The 16,877-nt window shown below is 50.0% G+C and carries 14 protein-coding genes; all 14 read left to right on the top strand.

What is annotated here, in order from left to right:
- Nucleotides 1–93: 93 nt before the first annotated feature.
- Nucleotides 94–714, top strand: a complete 621-nt coding sequence (locus EYO21_00100; GenBank protein ID HIB02220.1) for a class I SAM-dependent methyltransferase — start codon at nt 94–96, stop codon at nt 712–714.
- Nucleotides 693–1,223, top strand: coding sequence for a tetratricopeptide repeat protein (locus EYO21_00095; protein HIB02219.1), 531 nt, complete (start codon nt 693–695; stop codon nt 1,221–1,223). The genes EYO21_00100 and EYO21_00095 overlap by 22 nt, the downstream gene beginning before the upstream one ends.
- A 17-nt stretch (nt 1,224–1,240) precedes the next feature.
- Nucleotides 1,241–1,807: a hypothetical protein gene (locus tag EYO21_00090; GenBank protein HIB02218.1), complete on the top strand. Its 567-nt coding sequence runs from the start codon at nt 1,241–1,243 to the stop codon at nt 1,805–1,807.
- Nucleotides 1,808–1,925: 118 nt separating this feature from the next.
- Nucleotides 1,926–4,016, top strand: coding sequence for a S9 family peptidase (locus tag EYO21_00085; protein ID HIB02217.1), 2,091 nt, complete (start codon nt 1,926–1,928; stop codon nt 4,014–4,016).
- Between the two features lie 24 nt (nt 4,017–4,040).
- Nucleotides 4,041–5,684: an amidohydrolase gene (locus EYO21_00080; protein ID HIB02216.1), complete on the top strand. Its 1,644-nt coding sequence runs from the start codon at nt 4,041–4,043 to the stop codon at nt 5,682–5,684.
- A gap of 20 nt (nt 5,685–5,704) precedes the next feature.
- Nucleotides 5,705–9,181 carry a hypothetical protein gene (locus tag EYO21_00075; protein ID HIB02215.1) on the top strand — a complete coding sequence of 1,159 codons (3,477 nt, stop codon included), beginning with the start codon at nt 5,705–5,707 and terminating at the stop codon, nt 9,179–9,181.
- Between the two features lie 30 nt (nt 9,182–9,211).
- Entirely contained in the window at nt 9,212–10,303 is a 1,092-nt protein-coding gene (locus tag EYO21_00070; protein HIB02214.1) for a twin-arginine translocation signal domain-containing protein, read from the top strand.
- Between the two features lie 35 nt (nt 10,304–10,338).
- The gene (locus EYO21_00065; GenBank protein ID HIB02213.1) at nt 10,339–11,508 is read left to right on the top strand and encodes an alpha-hydroxy-acid oxidizing protein; all 1,170 of its coding nucleotides are present in this window, start codon (nt 10,339–10,341) and stop codon (nt 11,506–11,508) included.
- Nucleotides 11,505–13,262 carry a DUF885 domain-containing protein gene (locus EYO21_00060; GenBank protein ID HIB02212.1) on the top strand — a complete coding sequence of 586 codons (1,758 nt, stop codon included), beginning with the start codon at nt 11,505–11,507 and terminating at the stop codon, nt 13,260–13,262. Before EYO21_00065 ends, EYO21_00060 begins: the two co-directional genes overlap by 4 nt.
- Nucleotides 13,259–13,951, top strand: a complete 693-nt coding sequence (locus EYO21_00055; protein HIB02211.1) for a hypothetical protein — start codon at nt 13,259–13,261, stop codon at nt 13,949–13,951. Before EYO21_00060 ends, EYO21_00055 begins: the two co-directional genes overlap by 4 nt.
- A gap of 45 nt (nt 13,952–13,996) precedes the next feature.
- Nucleotides 13,997–15,013: a type I glyceraldehyde-3-phosphate dehydrogenase gene (locus EYO21_00050; GenBank protein HIB02210.1), complete on the top strand. Its 1,017-nt coding sequence runs from the start codon at nt 13,997–13,999 to the stop codon at nt 15,011–15,013.
- Nucleotides 15,010–16,023: a type I glyceraldehyde-3-phosphate dehydrogenase gene (gap, locus tag EYO21_00045; protein ID HIB02209.1), complete on the top strand. Its 1,014-nt coding sequence runs from the start codon at nt 15,010–15,012 to the stop codon at nt 16,021–16,023. The genes EYO21_00050 and gap overlap by 4 nt, the downstream gene beginning before the upstream one ends.
- Nucleotides 16,024–16,131: 108 nt before the next feature.
- The gene (locus EYO21_00040; GenBank protein HIB02208.1) at nt 16,132–16,695 is read left to right on the top strand and encodes a toxin-antitoxin system YwqK family antitoxin; all 564 of its coding nucleotides are present in this window, start codon (nt 16,132–16,134) and stop codon (nt 16,693–16,695) included.
- An 82-nt stretch (nt 16,696–16,777) separates the two neighbouring features.
- The coding region (locus tag EYO21_00035; GenBank protein HIB02207.1) for a DJ-1/PfpI family protein at nt 16,778–16,877 on the top strand (100 nt) is incomplete at its 3' end.

The raw sequence follows: 16,877 nt of genomic DNA, 5'->3' as shown, positions 1-16,877 counted from the left end.
ACTATTTCCATATAATTAATTTCTGTGATCTTCTCTGAACCTTGATGTAAACTGATGCCGCTTGATCTCGAGAGAGGAGGGCAGGCGATAGAAATGACAAGACTCTGGTCAGACTTCATCTCACCCCATATCACCAACCTGGCATGTGGCGTTAAGCCAATCCGTTTCCAACGTACCAAAATTGTTCCGGAAGCCACAGGTGTGGTCTTGGAAATTGGCTTTGGTTCCGGGCTCAATCTCCCTTTTTATGATGGTGATAAAGTCCAGAGACTGATCGGTATAGATCCATCTGAAGGAATGCAGAGATTGGCGCGAGAGAGGATCGAAGAGACAGATTTTGAAGTGGAGTGCATCAATGCCGAGGCGGAGGATATCCCTATTGAAACCGGTGCTGTGGATACGGTTGTCTGTACCTATACCCTTTGCACCGTACCAGACCCAGAAGAAGTATTAAGGGAGATGAACAGAATCCTGAAGGCAGGAGGAAAACTTCTTTTCTGTGAACACGGTGAAGCCCCAGACATGAGGGTCAGACGATTTCAGCGCCGTGTGGAGCCCTTGTGGAAAATTGTGGTAGGAGGCTGCCATCTCACTCGAGATATTGAAAATCTTATTGAATCTAGTGGTTTTCAGATTGGTTCTTTGGATAGAATGTACCTTCCCTCCACGCCTCGTTTTGTAGGCTTCAACACTTGGGGTTGGGCCAAAAGTTGAACTACCGGGTCCTCATTCAAGAGGGGGAGTTTGTCCAGGCTCGGGAGAATCTCAACCGAGCCCTCATGCTGGAGCCTGATTTTCCCAAGGCCAATTACTTCCTCGGCGTTATTGCCAAGATGGAAGGCAACTTTGATAAGGCGGTTAACCTTTTTTCATCAGTTCGGGAGACTTACCCCCGGGACAGGAGGCTCTTGAAAGAGATCGGACAGACCCACTACTTTTCCGAGAACTGGGAGCAGGCCCGATCTGCATATGAGGACTTTCTTAAGATCGACCCCGAAGATGCTGACGCCCACTATAACCTCATGTTCATCAACCGGAATCTGGGCATCATGGACCGGTCTCGCTCCCATAGCAAGCAATACCTTAAATACAAGCCTGATGAGGCGGCACGGTCCATCAGCCAGTCCGCCCGGCTAAAATACCCTCACGCTAACAACGAGGCCCAGCTGGTCCATTCACATGACCTGAAGGCTCACACAAAAATCAACACCCCATCCCATTAACCATAAAGGAGACATCCATGAACCTGAAACAGTCACTTAGTTCTATCCTCACTCTTTGCTTGCTCTCATCTGTTCTGTTGGCACAAGAGGGCGGCTTCCCGGAGAAGATTGAGACGGACCAATTCAACGAGGCACTGAGCAGAGTGGGGCATACCTACATCGGTGGCCAGCCCACCAAGAAAGGGCTGAAAATGATGAAGAAGAACGGTGTTAATACCGTAGTGAGCATCCGTACCAAAAAGGAAATGGAGAATAGGGAGCTGGTTCCCTTTGACGAAGAGGAAGCGGTGGAGAAACTGGGAATGAACTATGTGCACATTCCTCTCAATGGAAAGGATGAACCCTACACTCCAGAAGCGCTGGCGAAGTTCAGTGACGCCATGGGGTCTAGCGACGGCAAAGTACTGCTCCACTGCACCGTGGGGTGGCGCGCCAGCCACATGTGGGTCGCCTATCTGGTGAAGCACCGAGGCGTGGACCTAAACACCGCCGTGGAACACGGCCAGGCCATCAACCTCCGGATACTCCCCTTCGAAGGTCTCCTGGGGCAGGAAGTCCAATACCGTTATAAAGTAGAAAAGTAGACTTCTTCGCCGGCTGAAGGCTGGTTAAACAACAGACGTGCCATTCGTCTGTGATTGAATTATATTCCCGGTTGCCTCGTGGGGTGAGACAAGTTAACAGTCAATAGGAGACGAATGCATGAGTGCTCCGGCGAAAGCACGGTCTGGTTTATCGCTATTTCTCATCTGTGGGTCATTTGTGGTGGCGCAGCCCTTTTCAGTGGCCGATGTGCTCAGCGCTCCGTTCCCCTCCAGCCTTGTGGCCACCAAAGACGGTAATACCTTGGCGTGGATATTCAACGAAGAAGGGAAACGGAATATTTGGGTGGCTGAAGGGAGCGACTTCAAGGCCAGACGACTCACCGATTACATGGAAGACGACGGCCAGGAGATGGGCGGCCTCAACTTTTCGCCTGATGGTGAAAAGCTCGTCTACGTCCGAGGCGGAGCCACGAATCGCCAGGAAGAGCACCCCAACCCCACTTCCGGCATTGAGGAAGTACAACAGGAAGTTTGGTGTATTGAAGTGGCTTCTGGTAAGAAATGGCGTCTGGGGGAAGGATCCTACCCGCAAATCTCTCCCAAAGGGGATCAGGTGGTACTAGTTGACCAAGGTGACATTTACATTGGACAGGTCAGTACAGATGATAGTGTCAAAAAACTTTTCTCTGCCCGCGGATCAAACACCAATCCTGTCTGGTCACCCTCAGGAAATCAACTTGCCTTTGTCAGCTACCGTGATGATCACAGCTTTATCGGTGTTTTCGATTTTGCTTCTCAAAAGATTCTCTGGATGGTCCCTTCTGTGGACCGGGACCGAGAACCAGTCTGGTCTCCTGATGGCAAACGCATAGCTTTTTTCCGTTTTCCCGGTGCTCTGGCTGAACCCAGGAAAAAGCGGGGCATGCACCTCCCTTTTTCTATCATGGTAGCAGATGTGTCCGCCGGTACAGCAGTACCAGTGTGGACGCTACCAGACTCATCTGGTGGCTTTGCCCAGAATTATCCCATTTATCCCCTCATGTGGGGAAAGGGCGACAACCTCGTCTTCTACTCAGAGCATGCCGGGTGGATGCACCTCTATTCCGTCCCTGCGCAAGGTGGAAAAGTAAAAGCACTCACCTCAGGCAACTACGAGGTGGAGGCTGCCTCCCTCACACCGGACCGGGCTAGGGTCGTTTTCAATTCTAATAACGGTGATATTGACCGCCGGCACATGTGGGAGGTGAGAGTTACAGGTGAAGGGTTGAAGCAGATCACCAAAGGAGAAGGACTGGAGTGGGAACCCATTATGACTTCAAAGGGAGACCTCGCCTTTTTCTGTTCCACCGCCCAGCAGGCCGCTGCGCCAGCCGTTCTTAAGAAGGGGGAAAGACGACACCGCCTTCTGGCACCTGAGACCATTCCGGACAAGTTTCCTATGAAGCAGATGGTGACGCCGGAGCAGTCCATCTTCAAGGCGGGTGACGGGACCACCATCCATGGTCAGCTCTTTGTTCCCAAAAAGATGAAAAAAAGTGATAAACTTCCTGCCGTAATTTTCATGCATGGTGGACCCATTCGCCAGATGTTACTTGGGTGGCACATGCGGGGTTATTACCACAACGCCTACGGCCTGAATCAGTACTTGGCCGCCAAAGGTTATGTGGTCCTTTCAGTGAATTACAGGGCCGGCATAGGTTATGGCCGTGCCTTCAGAGAAGCGCCCAACCAGGGTCCTCGTGGCTCGTCTGAGTACCAGGACATTGTGGCCGCTGCCCGATATCTCCAATCCCTTTCTTACGTGGACTCGGAGCGCATTGGACTTTGGGGTGGTTCCTATGGAGGGCTTCTAACAGCCATGGGCCTAGCTAGGGACTCTGAACTTTTTGCCGCTGGGGTGGACCTTCATGGTGTCCACGATTGGGCTTTACGTGGCCAGCGCCGCAACGGCGGCGGATGGGGTCTCTTCGGTGACGAACTTATGGAAATGGCCTTCGAATCTTCACCTGTAGCGGACGTTGCCTTTTGGTATTCGCCCGTCCTTTTTGTCCACGGCGATGACGACAGAAATGTGGACTTTATCCAAACTACCGACCTCGTTCAGCGCCTCCGGAAAGAAGGGAACGCCCACGTGGAAATGCTCATCTTTCCCGATGAGGTCCACGGCTTCCTCAGGCAGGAGAGCTGGATTCAAACCTATGAAGCCACGTCAGATTTCTTCGACCGTTTCTTGAAAAACACAAACTGATATCCATATTAAGGAGTCATGCATATGACCATCAATAAACGCAATCTTTGCCATACTATAATTCTGTTTGCAATCATCTTGTTCACCTTTCCAGTGGTGGGCCAGCACACCAGCCCAAAGCAGGTCACAAAACTGCTGGGACAGGGGCCCAACCCCGCCCCAGACCGGCGAAGCGATGAGGGAGAGGGTCCCTTTGAGCGGCTCATCATTCGCGGTGGTACCCTTATCGACGGCACAGGCGGCCCGCCCCGTGGTCCCGTCGATATTGTTATCGAGAACAACAAGATCGTCCGGGTGGCCGGTGTGGGGACACCCTTTGTTGCCATCGATAAAGAAAGACGCCCCAAGGACGCGACCTACGAACTGGACGCCGAAGGGATGTATATCCTTCCCGGCTTTGTGGACCTCCACATCCATAGTGGCAACCAGTTCAAGGCCCCAGATGCAGAATACACTTACAAGCTTTGGCTGGCCCACGGCATCACCACCGTCCGTGGTGTCGCTCTGGGACCCATGGAGTGGACATTCGGCGAGCGGGACCGCAGTGCGAAAAATGAGATCGTGGCACCCCGCATCTATATCTACGAGCGGCCCGGCAATGGGGAAGACTGGAAAGACGGCCCTATCAATGATCCCGAGACCGCCCGGAAGTGGGTCCGCTACGCCGCCCGAAAAGGGGTGGACGGACTGAAACTGGGCGCCTTCCGTCCGGACATCATGGAGGCACTTCTAGACGAAGCAAAGAAACAGAAACTGGGTTCCACCGCTCACTTGGCACAGACCGGTGTGGCACAGATGAATGCAATCAATGCTGCTCGACTCGGACTTGGCGCTATGACACATTACTACGGCCTTTTTGAAGCACTCTACAAAAATCACGACGTCCAGCCATGGCCTGTTGATATGAACTATACCGATGAACAGGACCGCTTCGGTCAGGTGGCACGGCAGTGGAACATGATCCACGAGCGGGGGAGCGATGAGTGGAACGCCCTGTTGAAGGAATTCAAGGAGCTTGACTTCATACTTGATCCCACCATGACCGCTTATCTTGCCAGCCGGGACGTCATGCGGGCCCGTAATGCCGACTGGCACGAGAAATACACTCTACCATCCCAGTGGGAATTCTATCAGCCCAGCAGGGTCTATCACGGCTCCTACTATTACGATTGGACCACTTGGGACGAGGTAGCGTGGAAGAACTTCTACCGCGTCTGGATGTCATTTCTCAATGATTACAAAAATATAGGAGGCCGGGTCACTGTCAGCTCCGACGCCGGTTACATCTACAATCTTTACGGTTTCTCTACCATTGAGGAGATGGAGCTTCTGCAAGAGGCGGGTTTCCATCCGCTGGAAATTTTCCGTGGCGCCACCATGCATGGTGCCCAGGCCATCTTTGACCCCAAGGGAGAGAAGATACAGTTCGGCGTCGTCCGCGCTGGCATGCTGGCCGACCTTGCCATTATTGGTGAGAACCCCGTCCAGAACTTGAAAGTGCTCTATGGTACCGGCGCTGTTCGCCTCAACGATAAGACCGGCAGAGCCGAGCGTGTCGGCGGTGTCCTCTATACCGTGAAGGACGGCATCATTTATGATGCCAGACAGTTGCGGAAAGACGTGGAAAAGATGGTTCAGAAACAGAAGAGGGAAAGAGGAGTTCGCTAGTATTATAACAGTTAAGTGTGATGAGACAGGATAAGCACGGGTTTTTTCTCGCTCTTCTATTAGTGGTTTTCGGCTGCGACAGCACACCGGAAGTGTCCATCGATACTCCAGTTCCTGCCGATACTGTGGCTGAAGCAGTTGCTGTTACTGTTACTGCTACTGATAATGACTCCGTCACTTTTGTAGAGCTGTGGGTTGATGGCGACTCAATCGGCCTTCCCGATGACTCCGAACCTTTCACTTTCCGATGGAACAGTGTTGATCACGGCGGCGTCTCCGCCCACAACCTGGTGGCCTACGCCGTGGATATAGACGGTAACCGCGGCCAGAGCGACACAATTATCGTTATCGTGGACAACCGCCAGTCATATCCGGAGCCTAAGTCCGTGGACAGCACCGCGTTTATGAACGGCCGATACACTATTAACTGGGCTTCAGCCACAGATAGTGATTTTGCCTCCTACCGCATCGAGAGGTCAGATGATCCGGATATGGCTGATGCCCAAGTGATCACTACCTCCAGAAATAGGACAATAACCACCTTTACTGATAGGACCATGGATCCGTTGCAACACAATTATTATCGTGTTGTTGTTATCGATACTCTCGGCTTTGAATCTCCAGGGCCGGTACTCCGATCCGATATTTATCTGCCACCAGTTCCCGCTGACTTACAATCTGTCACCTACAACTATGACACGATGACTATGGAGTGGATACCCAGCAATGGCGAGAACTTTTTTCGATATACGCTCCTTGCCGCAATTTCTGAGGCTGGTATCAAAACGACGGTTGCTACCTATGACGATCCAACAGTTACCAACCATATTCTCGATGATTTCGACCCTACTCGGGAGAACTGGTTTTGGATCTCCACTCGAAACATTTTTGATCAGACAACACTGGGCCAGGGAATGACCAACACCCCTGATCCGCCACCGACAGCTCTTGATGTTAAAAGGATTCAGTACAACCTGAAAAAAATGTTGGTGCAGTGGGAAAAATCACCTGATGAGGATTTCAGATCCTATGAAATGCTTCACAGTGATACCGAAGACGGTGTCCGGACACTTGTTACAACTGTCGAAAACCGTGAGATAACCCGTCATACGCTAACAGATTTCGATCCCACCCATGAGAATTGGTTTTGGGTTCGGGTCAACGATTACTGGAGGCAAAGATCTATAGGGGAGGCCATGACACATGGACCGGATAAACCACCAAAACCCATTGCCGTCAGATCTGTTAACTATGATCTTGAAAAGATGACTGTAAAGTGGCAGCAGTCCAGAGAGAAAGACTTCCTCACCTACGAGGTCCTCCATTCGGACAGTGAGATGGGTGCGAAGCAGTTGCTTGAAATAATCACCAATCCCAAAACCACCGCCTATCAGTGGAAAGATTTTGATCCCACCCATGAGAACTGGTTCTGGGTCCGAGTTACAGATCATTGGGGGCTTACCTACAAAGGGTCGGGTAAGACCCATGAGATTGACCCGCCACCAGTCTCCGTGGATGTGGATTCCGTTTGGTATAATGAACAAAAGATGACCGTTACCTGGGGCGCCTCCGAAGAAGCTGACTTTGCTTACTACGAACTTTTCACTTCCGACACCGAATATGGTAACCGTCGGTCTGTAGTGAAGATCGGCGACATCAACCGGACCCGCTATATCTTCCGTCATTTCGACCCAACGAAAGAAAATTGGTTCACTGTGAATGTGGTGGACAAGTGGGGACTCACATCGACCGGCCGAGCCATGACCAATGAAACGAATGAACCGCCCGAGCCCATCCGCATCACCTCCGTCCATTACAACTTTGAACAGTTCAACATCACTTGGCAACAGTCGGCTCAGACCGATTTTTCTTACTACGACCTGCTGGTCTCCATTGAGCGGGATGGCACGCTCAGGCGTCTCGTCACACTCACTTCAGTTGACGACACCGTCTACACCGTCAAAGGCAGGGGTGTTTTTGATCCCACCCGGGAGCATTGGTTCTGGATCCGCACCGGGGACACTTGGGGTCAGGAGGTGACGGGCCCCGGCCACCGGGTATTGGACGATCCTCCGCTCATGTCTTATTTCCACCCTGTGGAATACCGTAAGGACCGGTTCATCTTCAGCTGGGCTGCCAATGGCGAGGATGACTTCAGCCGTTACAACCTTTATGAATCGGCCACACCTGAAATGCTTGATGAAACTATAATCTTTACAACCGCGGACAGGATAGACACCACATTTGTTCTGAAAGGGATCGACCCTTGGGAAGCCCGTTACTATCGTCTCGAAGTGGAAGATGTCTGGGGGCTTCGCACAACAAGCGAAGTCCGAAAAGGCGATTCCGAGAGCTGGTTCATAACGATCCACGGTAATGTTCATCATGAGGAGGGGCGTTCAGTCCAGGAGACGCCCGATGGCGGATTCATCATCGCTGGTCACACCTACGCTAATGAAGACAATGGTGACATTTGGCTCGTAAAGACCGATCCCAAGGGCAATATCGATTGGACCCAAACCTATGGTGGTGAGGGGGACGACCACGCCTATTCAGTTCAGATCACGGCCGATGGAGGTTACGTCATTGCTGGTTTTTCTGAAGCCCTAGCTGAGAAGTGGAGCGACGCATGGGTTATCAAGACAGACAGCGAAGGGCGTGTGGAGTGGAACCGAACCTACGGCGGCTTCCGTTGGGACAAGGCACACCATATCCGTCAAACTGCTGACGGAGGGTACATCATAACAGGTTACACTTTTTCTCACGGCAGTGGCAATTCCGATATCTGGCTCATCAAGGCTGATGCCAGCGGTTATCCAGTCTGGACAAACACATTCGGCGGCCCGGACTGGGAGTACGGCTACGCGGTTCAGGAGACTTCCGATGGCGGTTTTGTTATTACAGGATTTACAGAGACGGAGGAAAAAAAATCGAGTCGCATCTGGTTGGTGAAGACTGACAATCAAGGTCAGGAGCAGTGGACCAAAACATTCGGCAGCCGTGAGCACAACACCGGCCATTTTGTTCAGGAGACTGCCGATGGCGGCTACATTGTTGTGGGTATCACTCAAGCTTTCTTTCCCAACTTTGAAGACGTTTTACTTATCAGAACCGATGCCGCAGGCGAGACCCTCTGGGAAAAGACCTTCGGTGGGCAGAGCTGGGACCGGTGCTACGCTATCCGTCAGACCGATGACGGAGGGTATATCCTGGCCGGTTCAAGCCGTCTCAAAGAAGAGAGCAAAGCCGATGCCTGGCTCCTGAAAACCGACGCTGTTGGCGATCCCCTCTGGCAACGCACTTTTGAGAGCGTCTCTAGTGATGAGATCACTTCTCTACAAACCACCTCAGACGGCGGGTTTGTTTTGGTAGGGTCCAGTGCTTCCATGGATGGCAGCCCTGCCGATCTTCTTTTGATCAAAACTGATGCTCGTGGTACAACACCACTCGAACCGGAAGAAAGTCCTCAGCGCTTGGGTTACAGCATAGTGAAGTGATGTGCAAGCACTGCTGACTATAGGAGAAAAATGGAAACTGATAGAAGAACATTTCTAAAAACTGCTACAGCTGGAGCAGCCGGCATCGCTTTGGGGAACCCCTTGGTCATAGGCCAGAGAAAGCAGTCAGTGGATTCGTTATATGATCAAGCCATTGTTATTGACTCCCTTTCGGTTGGACGTCAATGGGGCAAGGTGGCATACGAAGCAGTTAAACGATCCGGATATACCGGCATCCAGACAAGTCTACACAATCGTACATGGGATGGTGCTCTGAGTGATATTTCGGCTTGGAATGACCGGATCTCAGAACACCCCGACCTTTTTATGAAAGCTACTGCGGCTACCCATTTCCGCCAGGCAAAAAAGGAAAACAAACTGGCTGTAATGTATGGTCACCAGAATACAACAATGATTGAAAATAAAATGGAACGTCTGGATGTCCTTCACGACATGGGTACCCGTTGTATCCAACTTACTTATAATTCACGAAACTTGGTTGGCGATGGATGTACTGAACGAACCAACTCCGGTCTTTCCGATTTTGGGGTGGATGTTGTTAAACGCATGAATGAACTAGGTATTATTGTAGATCTTTCACACTGTGGAAAACAAACCTCATATGATGGCATACAGTTTTCCGACCCACCCGCATGCTTCACACATACTATGTGTGAAGCTATCTATAGGAACCATCCCAGGGCCAAAACAGATAACCAAATCCGGACGATGGCGGATAAAGGGGGCGTCATGGGAGTGGCGGCATTGGGGTATTTCGTTGGTCCCGACCCCGGTGGGCAAACCACCATTGAAACATATCTTGATCATGTGGACCATGTGGTGAAGGTTGGTGGCATTGACCACGTTGCTCTCTGTACTGATTTTCCCGTTCAGGGAATAAAAGTGTGGGCAACCAAAGAAACCTGGTACGAGCCAAGGCTCAAATCCTTCAAACCTTCCTACAACGTAAAGTGGCCTCCTTGGATACCTGATCTGGATAAACCTGGAAGATTCCGGAATGTGGCCCACGGTCTCAAAAAACGTGGCTATTCCGATGATAAAATAGAAAAAATACTTGGACTTAACTGGTTGTACTATTTTGATACCGTTTTGAGGGGTTAATGCAGATAGTAACGAAAAAATTGAAATAATAAACTATGTTGTCCCTATCTCGTTGTAACAACATAAATGATCTCAGGTCTCTTGCAAAACGCCGTTTGCCACGGTCCATGTTTCACTACATTGATGGTGGAGCAGATGATGAGGTGACTCTCCGACGCAACACCGACGCCTTTGACGACTATGAGATTCAACCCCGCTTCCTCAGGCCGGTAGACGAAATTGACACAACTGTCACACTCTTCGGCAAAAAGCTCGATATCCCATTCTTCATTGCCCCTACCGGCATGTCGCGGCTTTTTCATCATACCAAGGAAAATGCTGTGGCTCGTGCCGCCGCCAAGTTTGGAACGGCGTACAGTCTGTCAACACTCGGAACTGCCAGTCTTGAGGAAATTGCTAAGGAGACGGATGGGCCGAAAATATTCCAGATATATATCCTGAAAGACAGGGAACTTACTCGGGAGTTTGTGGAGCGATGCAAAGCTGCTAACTATGACGTCCTTTGTCTTACTGTTGATGTTCCTCTCGCCGGGAACCGAGAAAGGGACAAAGTGACCGGCATGACCATGCCTCCACGGTTTACGATGAAGAGTCTTTTCAGTTTTGTTACACACTTGAACTGGACATTTAACTTATTGCTTCATCCCGATTTCCGTCTAGCAAATGTGGTCCATCGGGTGGACGCACTTGGCAAAGGTGCCATGGGCCTCATAGAATATGTGAATGGTCAGTTCGACAGGACAGTTACTTGGGACGATGCCGCCCGGCTCATTCAGCAGTGGGGCGGGCCTTTCGTTATTAAGGGGGTACTTACTGCTGAGGATGCAAAAAGGGCCCGGGAAATCGGCGCCACTGCGCTCATGATTTCCAACCATGGTGGCCGCCAGATGGACGGCGTCCCGGCAGCCATAGATTGTTTAGCACCCATAAGGGATGCTGTGGGAAGTGACATGGAACTGATTCTGGATGGCGGCATCCGCCGCGGGACTCATATCTTGAAAGCATTGGCATTGGGAGCAGATGCTGTTTCTATCGGTAAGGCCTATCTCTACGGACTTGCCGCCGGAGGGCAAAAAGGGGTAGAATTGGCACTTCAGATACTTAAAGATGAGCTGGAACGTGACATGGCACTCATGGGATGTGGAACTATTCAGGAATTATCTACAGAATTTGTAAAACACCGATACGATAGAAGCATCCGATGAAAACTATTATAGGACTATTTCTCACACTTTCAGTCACAGTTGCTCAGTCCTCTGCTGACAAGCAGTTTGAGGATCTTGCCAAGCGCTACCTTGATGAATCCCCCGCTTTGGGACCTGTGGGTGCCACATCCCTCGGTGACCACCGCTTTGACCATCTTGTGAATCAGGTGAGTAGTGAAGCACGGGCTGAAAGGGTTGCCTTCAATAAAAAATACATAGAGGAACTGGAGATTATTCCCAAGGGAGAACTCTCCCGCGCCTATCAGGTAGACGCGGCTCTTTTAGACAATCGGCTCCGGTCAGGGATATGGAGGATAGAAGAGTTACAGGAGTGGTCTTGGAATCCGCTCCGCTATACAGGCTTGGCCGGCGGAGCTATCTACAGCCTTATGGCACGGGAATTTGCACCTGTGGAGGAGCGTCTTATAAATGTGGCTGGCCGGCTGGAACAGTTCCCTCGGATGTATGCTCAGATCCGTGAAACTATCATTCCGGAAAGGGTCCCTAAAATCCATGCCGAAACGGCCGTTAAACAGAATAAGGGTGTTCTTTCCATATTGGATAACCTTGTTGTGCCACAAAAAAACAAACTGAAGAAACGATACAGGAAACAGCTCAATAAGGCTATAGAAACTGCCCGGAAGGAAAATGCCAAACATCAGAAATGGCTTGAGGAGGAGGTGTTGCCGAAAGCCAATGGCAACTTCCGCATCGGCCCCAAGCTGTATGATAGAAAACTGGCATTCACTCTTCAGACACCCCTCACTCGACAACAGATATTGGAAAAAGCCGAATCTGAGCTGGTGAAAACTCGGTCTCATATGTACGATATTGCAAAAAGCGTTTACAAGGGAATGCACCCCTATACCGAATTCCCCGAGGTTCCCACCGAAGTTTACCAGCAGGCCGTCATCCGGGCCGTCTTGGAGGAGGCATACCGAGAAATCCCTGACAAGGACGGCATCATTGATTTCGCCAGGTCCTCCATAAGAATTGCAGAAGACTTTGTAAAAGAAGCGGAGATACTTACTCTGCCTTCTGATCCAGTTGAAATTATTATCATGCCTGAGTTTCGTAGAGGGGTGACTCTGGCCTACTGTGATTCCCCTGGTCCATTGGAAACGGGACTCAAAACATTCTATGCCGTTTCACCTCTCCCGGAAGAATGGACGGAGAAACAGGTGCACTCCTATCTTCGGGAATACAATCAACGATCCGTTCATAATCTCACCATACATGAAGCCATGCCAGGCCATTTTGTTCAGCTGGCACATTCCAACAGGTATCCTTCAACCTTGCGGGCAGTTTTGTCTTCAGGCGTTTTTATTGAAGGGTGGGCGGTTTATGTGGAGCGTGTCTTTCTGGAAGAAGGATTCTTGGACTATGATCCGCTCATGCAACTCATCATTCTCAAATGGTACCTCAGGGCCATTGCCAATGCCATGATCGATCAGAAGATCCACGCTGGGGACATGAGCTATGATGAGGCCATGGAATTGATGATCGAGGACACCTTTCAGGAAGAAAGGGAAGCAGCTGCGAAGTGGATTCGCGCTCAACTAACCTCGGCACAGCTTTCGACATATTTTGTCGGTTTCTTGGAGCACTATTCACTAAGAGAGGAAGTTCAAAAGCGACGCGGTGCTAAATTTGTGTTGAAAGATTACCATGATGAAGAACTGTCATTCGGTTCACCTCCTGTCCAGTTCGTACGGGCACTAATGCTAGACGAGCTCATTCCGGTGATAAAATGATCGATTCGAAACGACTTGTGCTTGTCACAATTCCTCGCTGGAACTTAGGAGTATTTATATTATTTATTTTTTTGGCCATGTTTTTCTATCCGGGTGGTACTTATCGTGATGCTACCACCGAAGGTTATATTTTTTCCCAAAACTTCTTGAGTGATCTGGGGCGGTGGGCTGTATATAATGGTCAGGAAAATTATTTTTCATCAGTCCTTTTTAGCTTTGCATTTGCTGCGACTGGGCTAGTCTTCTGCTTCTTTTTTTGGACTCTTCCGTCACTTTATTCAAAAGAAAGAAATATCCATTTGGTTTCTGTGATAGGATCGGCCGGCGGTATTCTTGGAGGTATCTTTATCATGGGCAGTGGTCTTACGCCAGGGGACTTGATGTTAGATCCTCACGTTTTTTTTAGCAATTGGTGTTTCAGATTCTTCCTCATTGCTGCAGCATGTTATACATTTGTTTTCTTTAGGACTGAAACAATGCATACCATATACGGGATGGGTTACGGTCTTTTTGCATTTCTCATAGCTGTTTACATCGGTATCATTGAATTCGGTCCTTCTATAGAAGAGAGCCTGTCAGCACTTAAGGTTCAGGTCGTATCACAAAAACTTATTTGTCTCACATTCATTTTTGCCGTGGCGTTTCAGACTTACGGCAACGAAGAGGCCCTTGGAAAACGGGGCCTTTAGCCTTCTTGTCCCACCTTAATTCTATGTCATCTTAAGGATCTGTAGATGAGTCCCCCTTTAAGAATCGGTCTCATGGGGTTCGGCCGCATTGGTCGCAATCTGTTTCGCCTCGGCTATGACAATCCCAACTTTCAGTTTACCGCCATCAGCGATCTGGGTCAGCCGGAAACACTCCGGTACCTGTTGCTCCGTGATTCCGTCCACGGCCCCTTTGATGTGGAAGCTACCGTCAGCGACAACTACCTTAAAGTAGGTGATCAAAACGTGAGGCTCCTCCCCGGGGGCAAACCTTCGGAGATCCCTTGGGATATGATGAACCTGGATGTGGTCATCGATTCTACCGGTGTCACTTGGTCAATCGAAGAGGTGAAGGCCTACCGCAATCACACAAAGCGAACCATCATTACAAACCCGGAAGTGACCTCTGTAGACCGCATTGTTGTGCTAGGGGTGAACGAATCTGAAATTTCTCCAGGTGACAAAATAGTATCGCCGTCTTCCTCTACTACTCAGGTCCTGGCACTCATGCTCAAGATTTTAGATGATGAGTTTGGTATCAGGAATGCCATGATGGCCACTGTGCATGCGTACACTTCAGATCAGCCCTTGGCTGACAATACGCGGGTTCGGCAACGCCGGAGTCGGTCAGCAGTGGAAAATATCATCCCCAACGAAACACCGTCACCCCGTTTGGTTGAATCCATGTTTCCTCATCTAGCTGGTAAAGTGAAAGGGATCGCATTCAATGTCCCCGTCCCTGACGGTTCTTGCATTGATCTTACCACGGAGCACGATAAAATGCCCTCTGTTGACAAGGTGAATGGGGTAATGAAAACCTGGTCTCAGGGTGATCTTTCCCATATTGTGGGCTATACGGAAGATCCCATCGTTTCCAGTGATGTCATCGGTTGCGGGGAGTCCATGATCTTTGATGCCAAGGCCACCATGATTGCCGCCGGAAACTTTTTGAAAACAATCTGTTGGTATGATAACGGGTGGGGTTATTCAAAACGCATTTTGGAGTTGGTAGAAGCCTACGCCGGTCTGGGAGGTGATAGTTGAGAATCGCCATTAACGGTTTTGGCCGCATTGGCCGGTCAGTTTTTCGGATATTAAACGAACGGCCTGATGTTGAGGTGGTGGCAATTAATGACCTTTCTGAGCGAGAGGTGCTGGTCTATCTGTTAAAATATGATACCGTCATGGGCCGCTTTGGTGATAAAGCGGAACTCACCGATGGTATACTGAAAACTTCCAACCATAATGTCACCCTGCTTTCAGATCCCGATCCCGCTAAACTTCCCTGGGGTGACATGGGTGTTGATGTGGTTGTGGAAGCTACCGGTATTTTTAGGCAGAAAGAACAGTTGGAGAGTCATCTTTCCGCCGGTGTCGGTAGGGTTATCCTCACCGTTCCCGCCAAGGATGAGATCGATTACACGGTGGTTATCGGTGTGAATGATAACAATCTGAGACCTGATCACAAAATTATTTCCAATGCCAGCTGTACCACCAACTGTCTCGCACCCATGGCCAAGATACTAAATGATTCTTTCGGAATTGAGACAGGCGTCATCAATACTATCCATGCTTACACCAACGATCAGCGGCTGGCTGATGTGCCTCACAAGGATTGGCGCCGGAGCCGCGCTGCTGCTGAGAATATAATACCCACAACCACTGGTGCTGCAAGGGCTGTGGGAAAGGTCCTTCCCGAACTGAAAGGGAAGTTGGATGGTATCGCTATGCGCGTCCCTGTCCCAGACGGATCTGTGGTGGATCTGGTGGTTCGGCTGAATCAAGATGTTACCGAAGAGCACGTGAAAGAAGCAGTACGCGCCGCTTCCGAAACGGATAAGCTGGCGCCCATCTTGGAGTACCAAGAGGAACCTATCGTTTCTACAGATATCATAGGCAACAGCCACTCTTCCATTTTTGACGCCCCGTTCACACAGGTCATTGACGGCTCGCTGGTAAAGACACTCAGCTGGTATGACAATGAGTGGGGTTATTCTAACCGCGTTGTAGACCTTATTGATATCCTAGGTAAGTTCGACAGCGGCACGGCGTGAAGGGCGGCCGTAAAGTTGTCTTCGCCATTTTTCTCTTTTGGGCATTCTTTCTTTCTGCTCTCGGCATCTTACTGAACCGCTACGAATGGCTTTAGTGGGACCTCTTCCATGAAAAAAAAAGTGGTCCATCTTATCATTCTCCCGCTACTTGTTGGCTGCGCTGGAGAGCCCATAGTGGTTACCGAGACCTATCCCAACGGTCAGAAAAAAGAGGAGGGAAGTATTCTCAATGATCGCAGGGAAGGGAAGTGGGCATGGTGGTACGCCTCAGGTCAGAAGCGTGGTGAAGTAATCTACAGTAACGGAAAGAAAAACGGTCCCGCCGCCTACTGGTTCAAAAACGGGAACTTGGATCGTAAGGGTGAATTCAGGAAAGATAGGCTTCACCACGAGTGGACTTTCTGGTATTCTAGCAGCGAGAAGCGGTCGATTGCAACTTACTTAAGGGGTCAGTTTCACGGCTCTTACGGCCGGTGGTATGAAAACGGTCAGCAGGAAATGGAGGGACAATACCATCGCGGTGAGCGAACGGGTGAATGGAGTTGGTGGTATGAATTGGGGCAACTTCGATCGAGAGGATTTTATGAGAGAGGGAAACGGACAGGGAAATGGATCTTCTGGGATACGAAAGGAAAAATAACTCAAGAAATGAATTTCAATCCATCAGATTGATCGCAAACATTGTCTTTAACCAACATCACTTTTGTCATTTTTCGCCACCACTCTTTTCATGAGATAAAGACCTGTGATATCGATTAAACCTATATCAGTCGGCATTTTCATTTTTAATGATGTGGAGGTGCTGGACTTTACCGGCCCCTTCGAAGTTTTTTCCACAACCCGAAAGCAGGCCG

It is taken from the genome of Candidatus Neomarinimicrobiota bacterium, from assembly GCA_012964825.1.
Lineage (GTDB): Bacteria > Fidelibacterota > Marinisomatia > Marinisomatales > S15-B10 > UBA2125.
Note: the sequence above shows the minus strand (reverse complement) of the source record. Positions and strands in the feature narration are given on the sequence as shown.

What these genes read in the sequence shown, in the direction of transcription:
- EYO21_00100 (HIB02220.1), top strand. Translation starts at nt 94, where the DNA reads ATGACAAGACTCTGGTCAGACTTCATCTCACCCCATATCACCAACCTG.
- EYO21_00090 (HIB02218.1), top strand. Translation starts at nt 1,241, where the DNA reads ATGAACCTGAAACAGTCACTTAGTTCTATCCTCACTCTTTGCTTGCTC.
- EYO21_00085 (HIB02217.1), top strand. Translation starts at nt 1,926, where the DNA reads ATGAGTGCTCCGGCGAAAGCACGGTCTGGTTTATCGCTATTTCTCATC.
- EYO21_00080 (HIB02216.1), top strand. Translation starts at nt 4,041, where the DNA reads ATGACCATCAATAAACGCAATCTTTGCCATACTATAATTCTGTTTGCA.
- EYO21_00075 (HIB02215.1), top strand. Translation starts at nt 5,705, where the DNA reads ATGAGACAGGATAAGCACGGGTTTTTTCTCGCTCTTCTATTAGTGGTT.
- EYO21_00070 (HIB02214.1), top strand. Translation starts at nt 9,212, where the DNA reads ATGGAAACTGATAGAAGAACATTTCTAAAAACTGCTACAGCTGGAGCA.
- EYO21_00065 (HIB02213.1), top strand. Translation starts at nt 10,339, where the DNA reads ATGTTGTCCCTATCTCGTTGTAACAACATAAATGATCTCAGGTCTCTT.
- EYO21_00060 (HIB02212.1), top strand. Translation starts at nt 11,505, where the DNA reads ATGAAAACTATTATAGGACTATTTCTCACACTTTCAGTCACAGTTGCT.
- EYO21_00055 (HIB02211.1), top strand. Translation starts at nt 13,259, where the DNA reads ATGATCGATTCGAAACGACTTGTGCTTGTCACAATTCCTCGCTGGAAC.
- EYO21_00050 (HIB02210.1), top strand. Translation starts at nt 13,997, where the DNA reads ATGAGTCCCCCTTTAAGAATCGGTCTCATGGGGTTCGGCCGCATTGGT.
- EYO21_00040 (HIB02208.1), top strand. Translation starts at nt 16,132, where the DNA reads ATGAAAAAAAAAGTGGTCCATCTTATCATTCTCCCGCTACTTGTTGGC.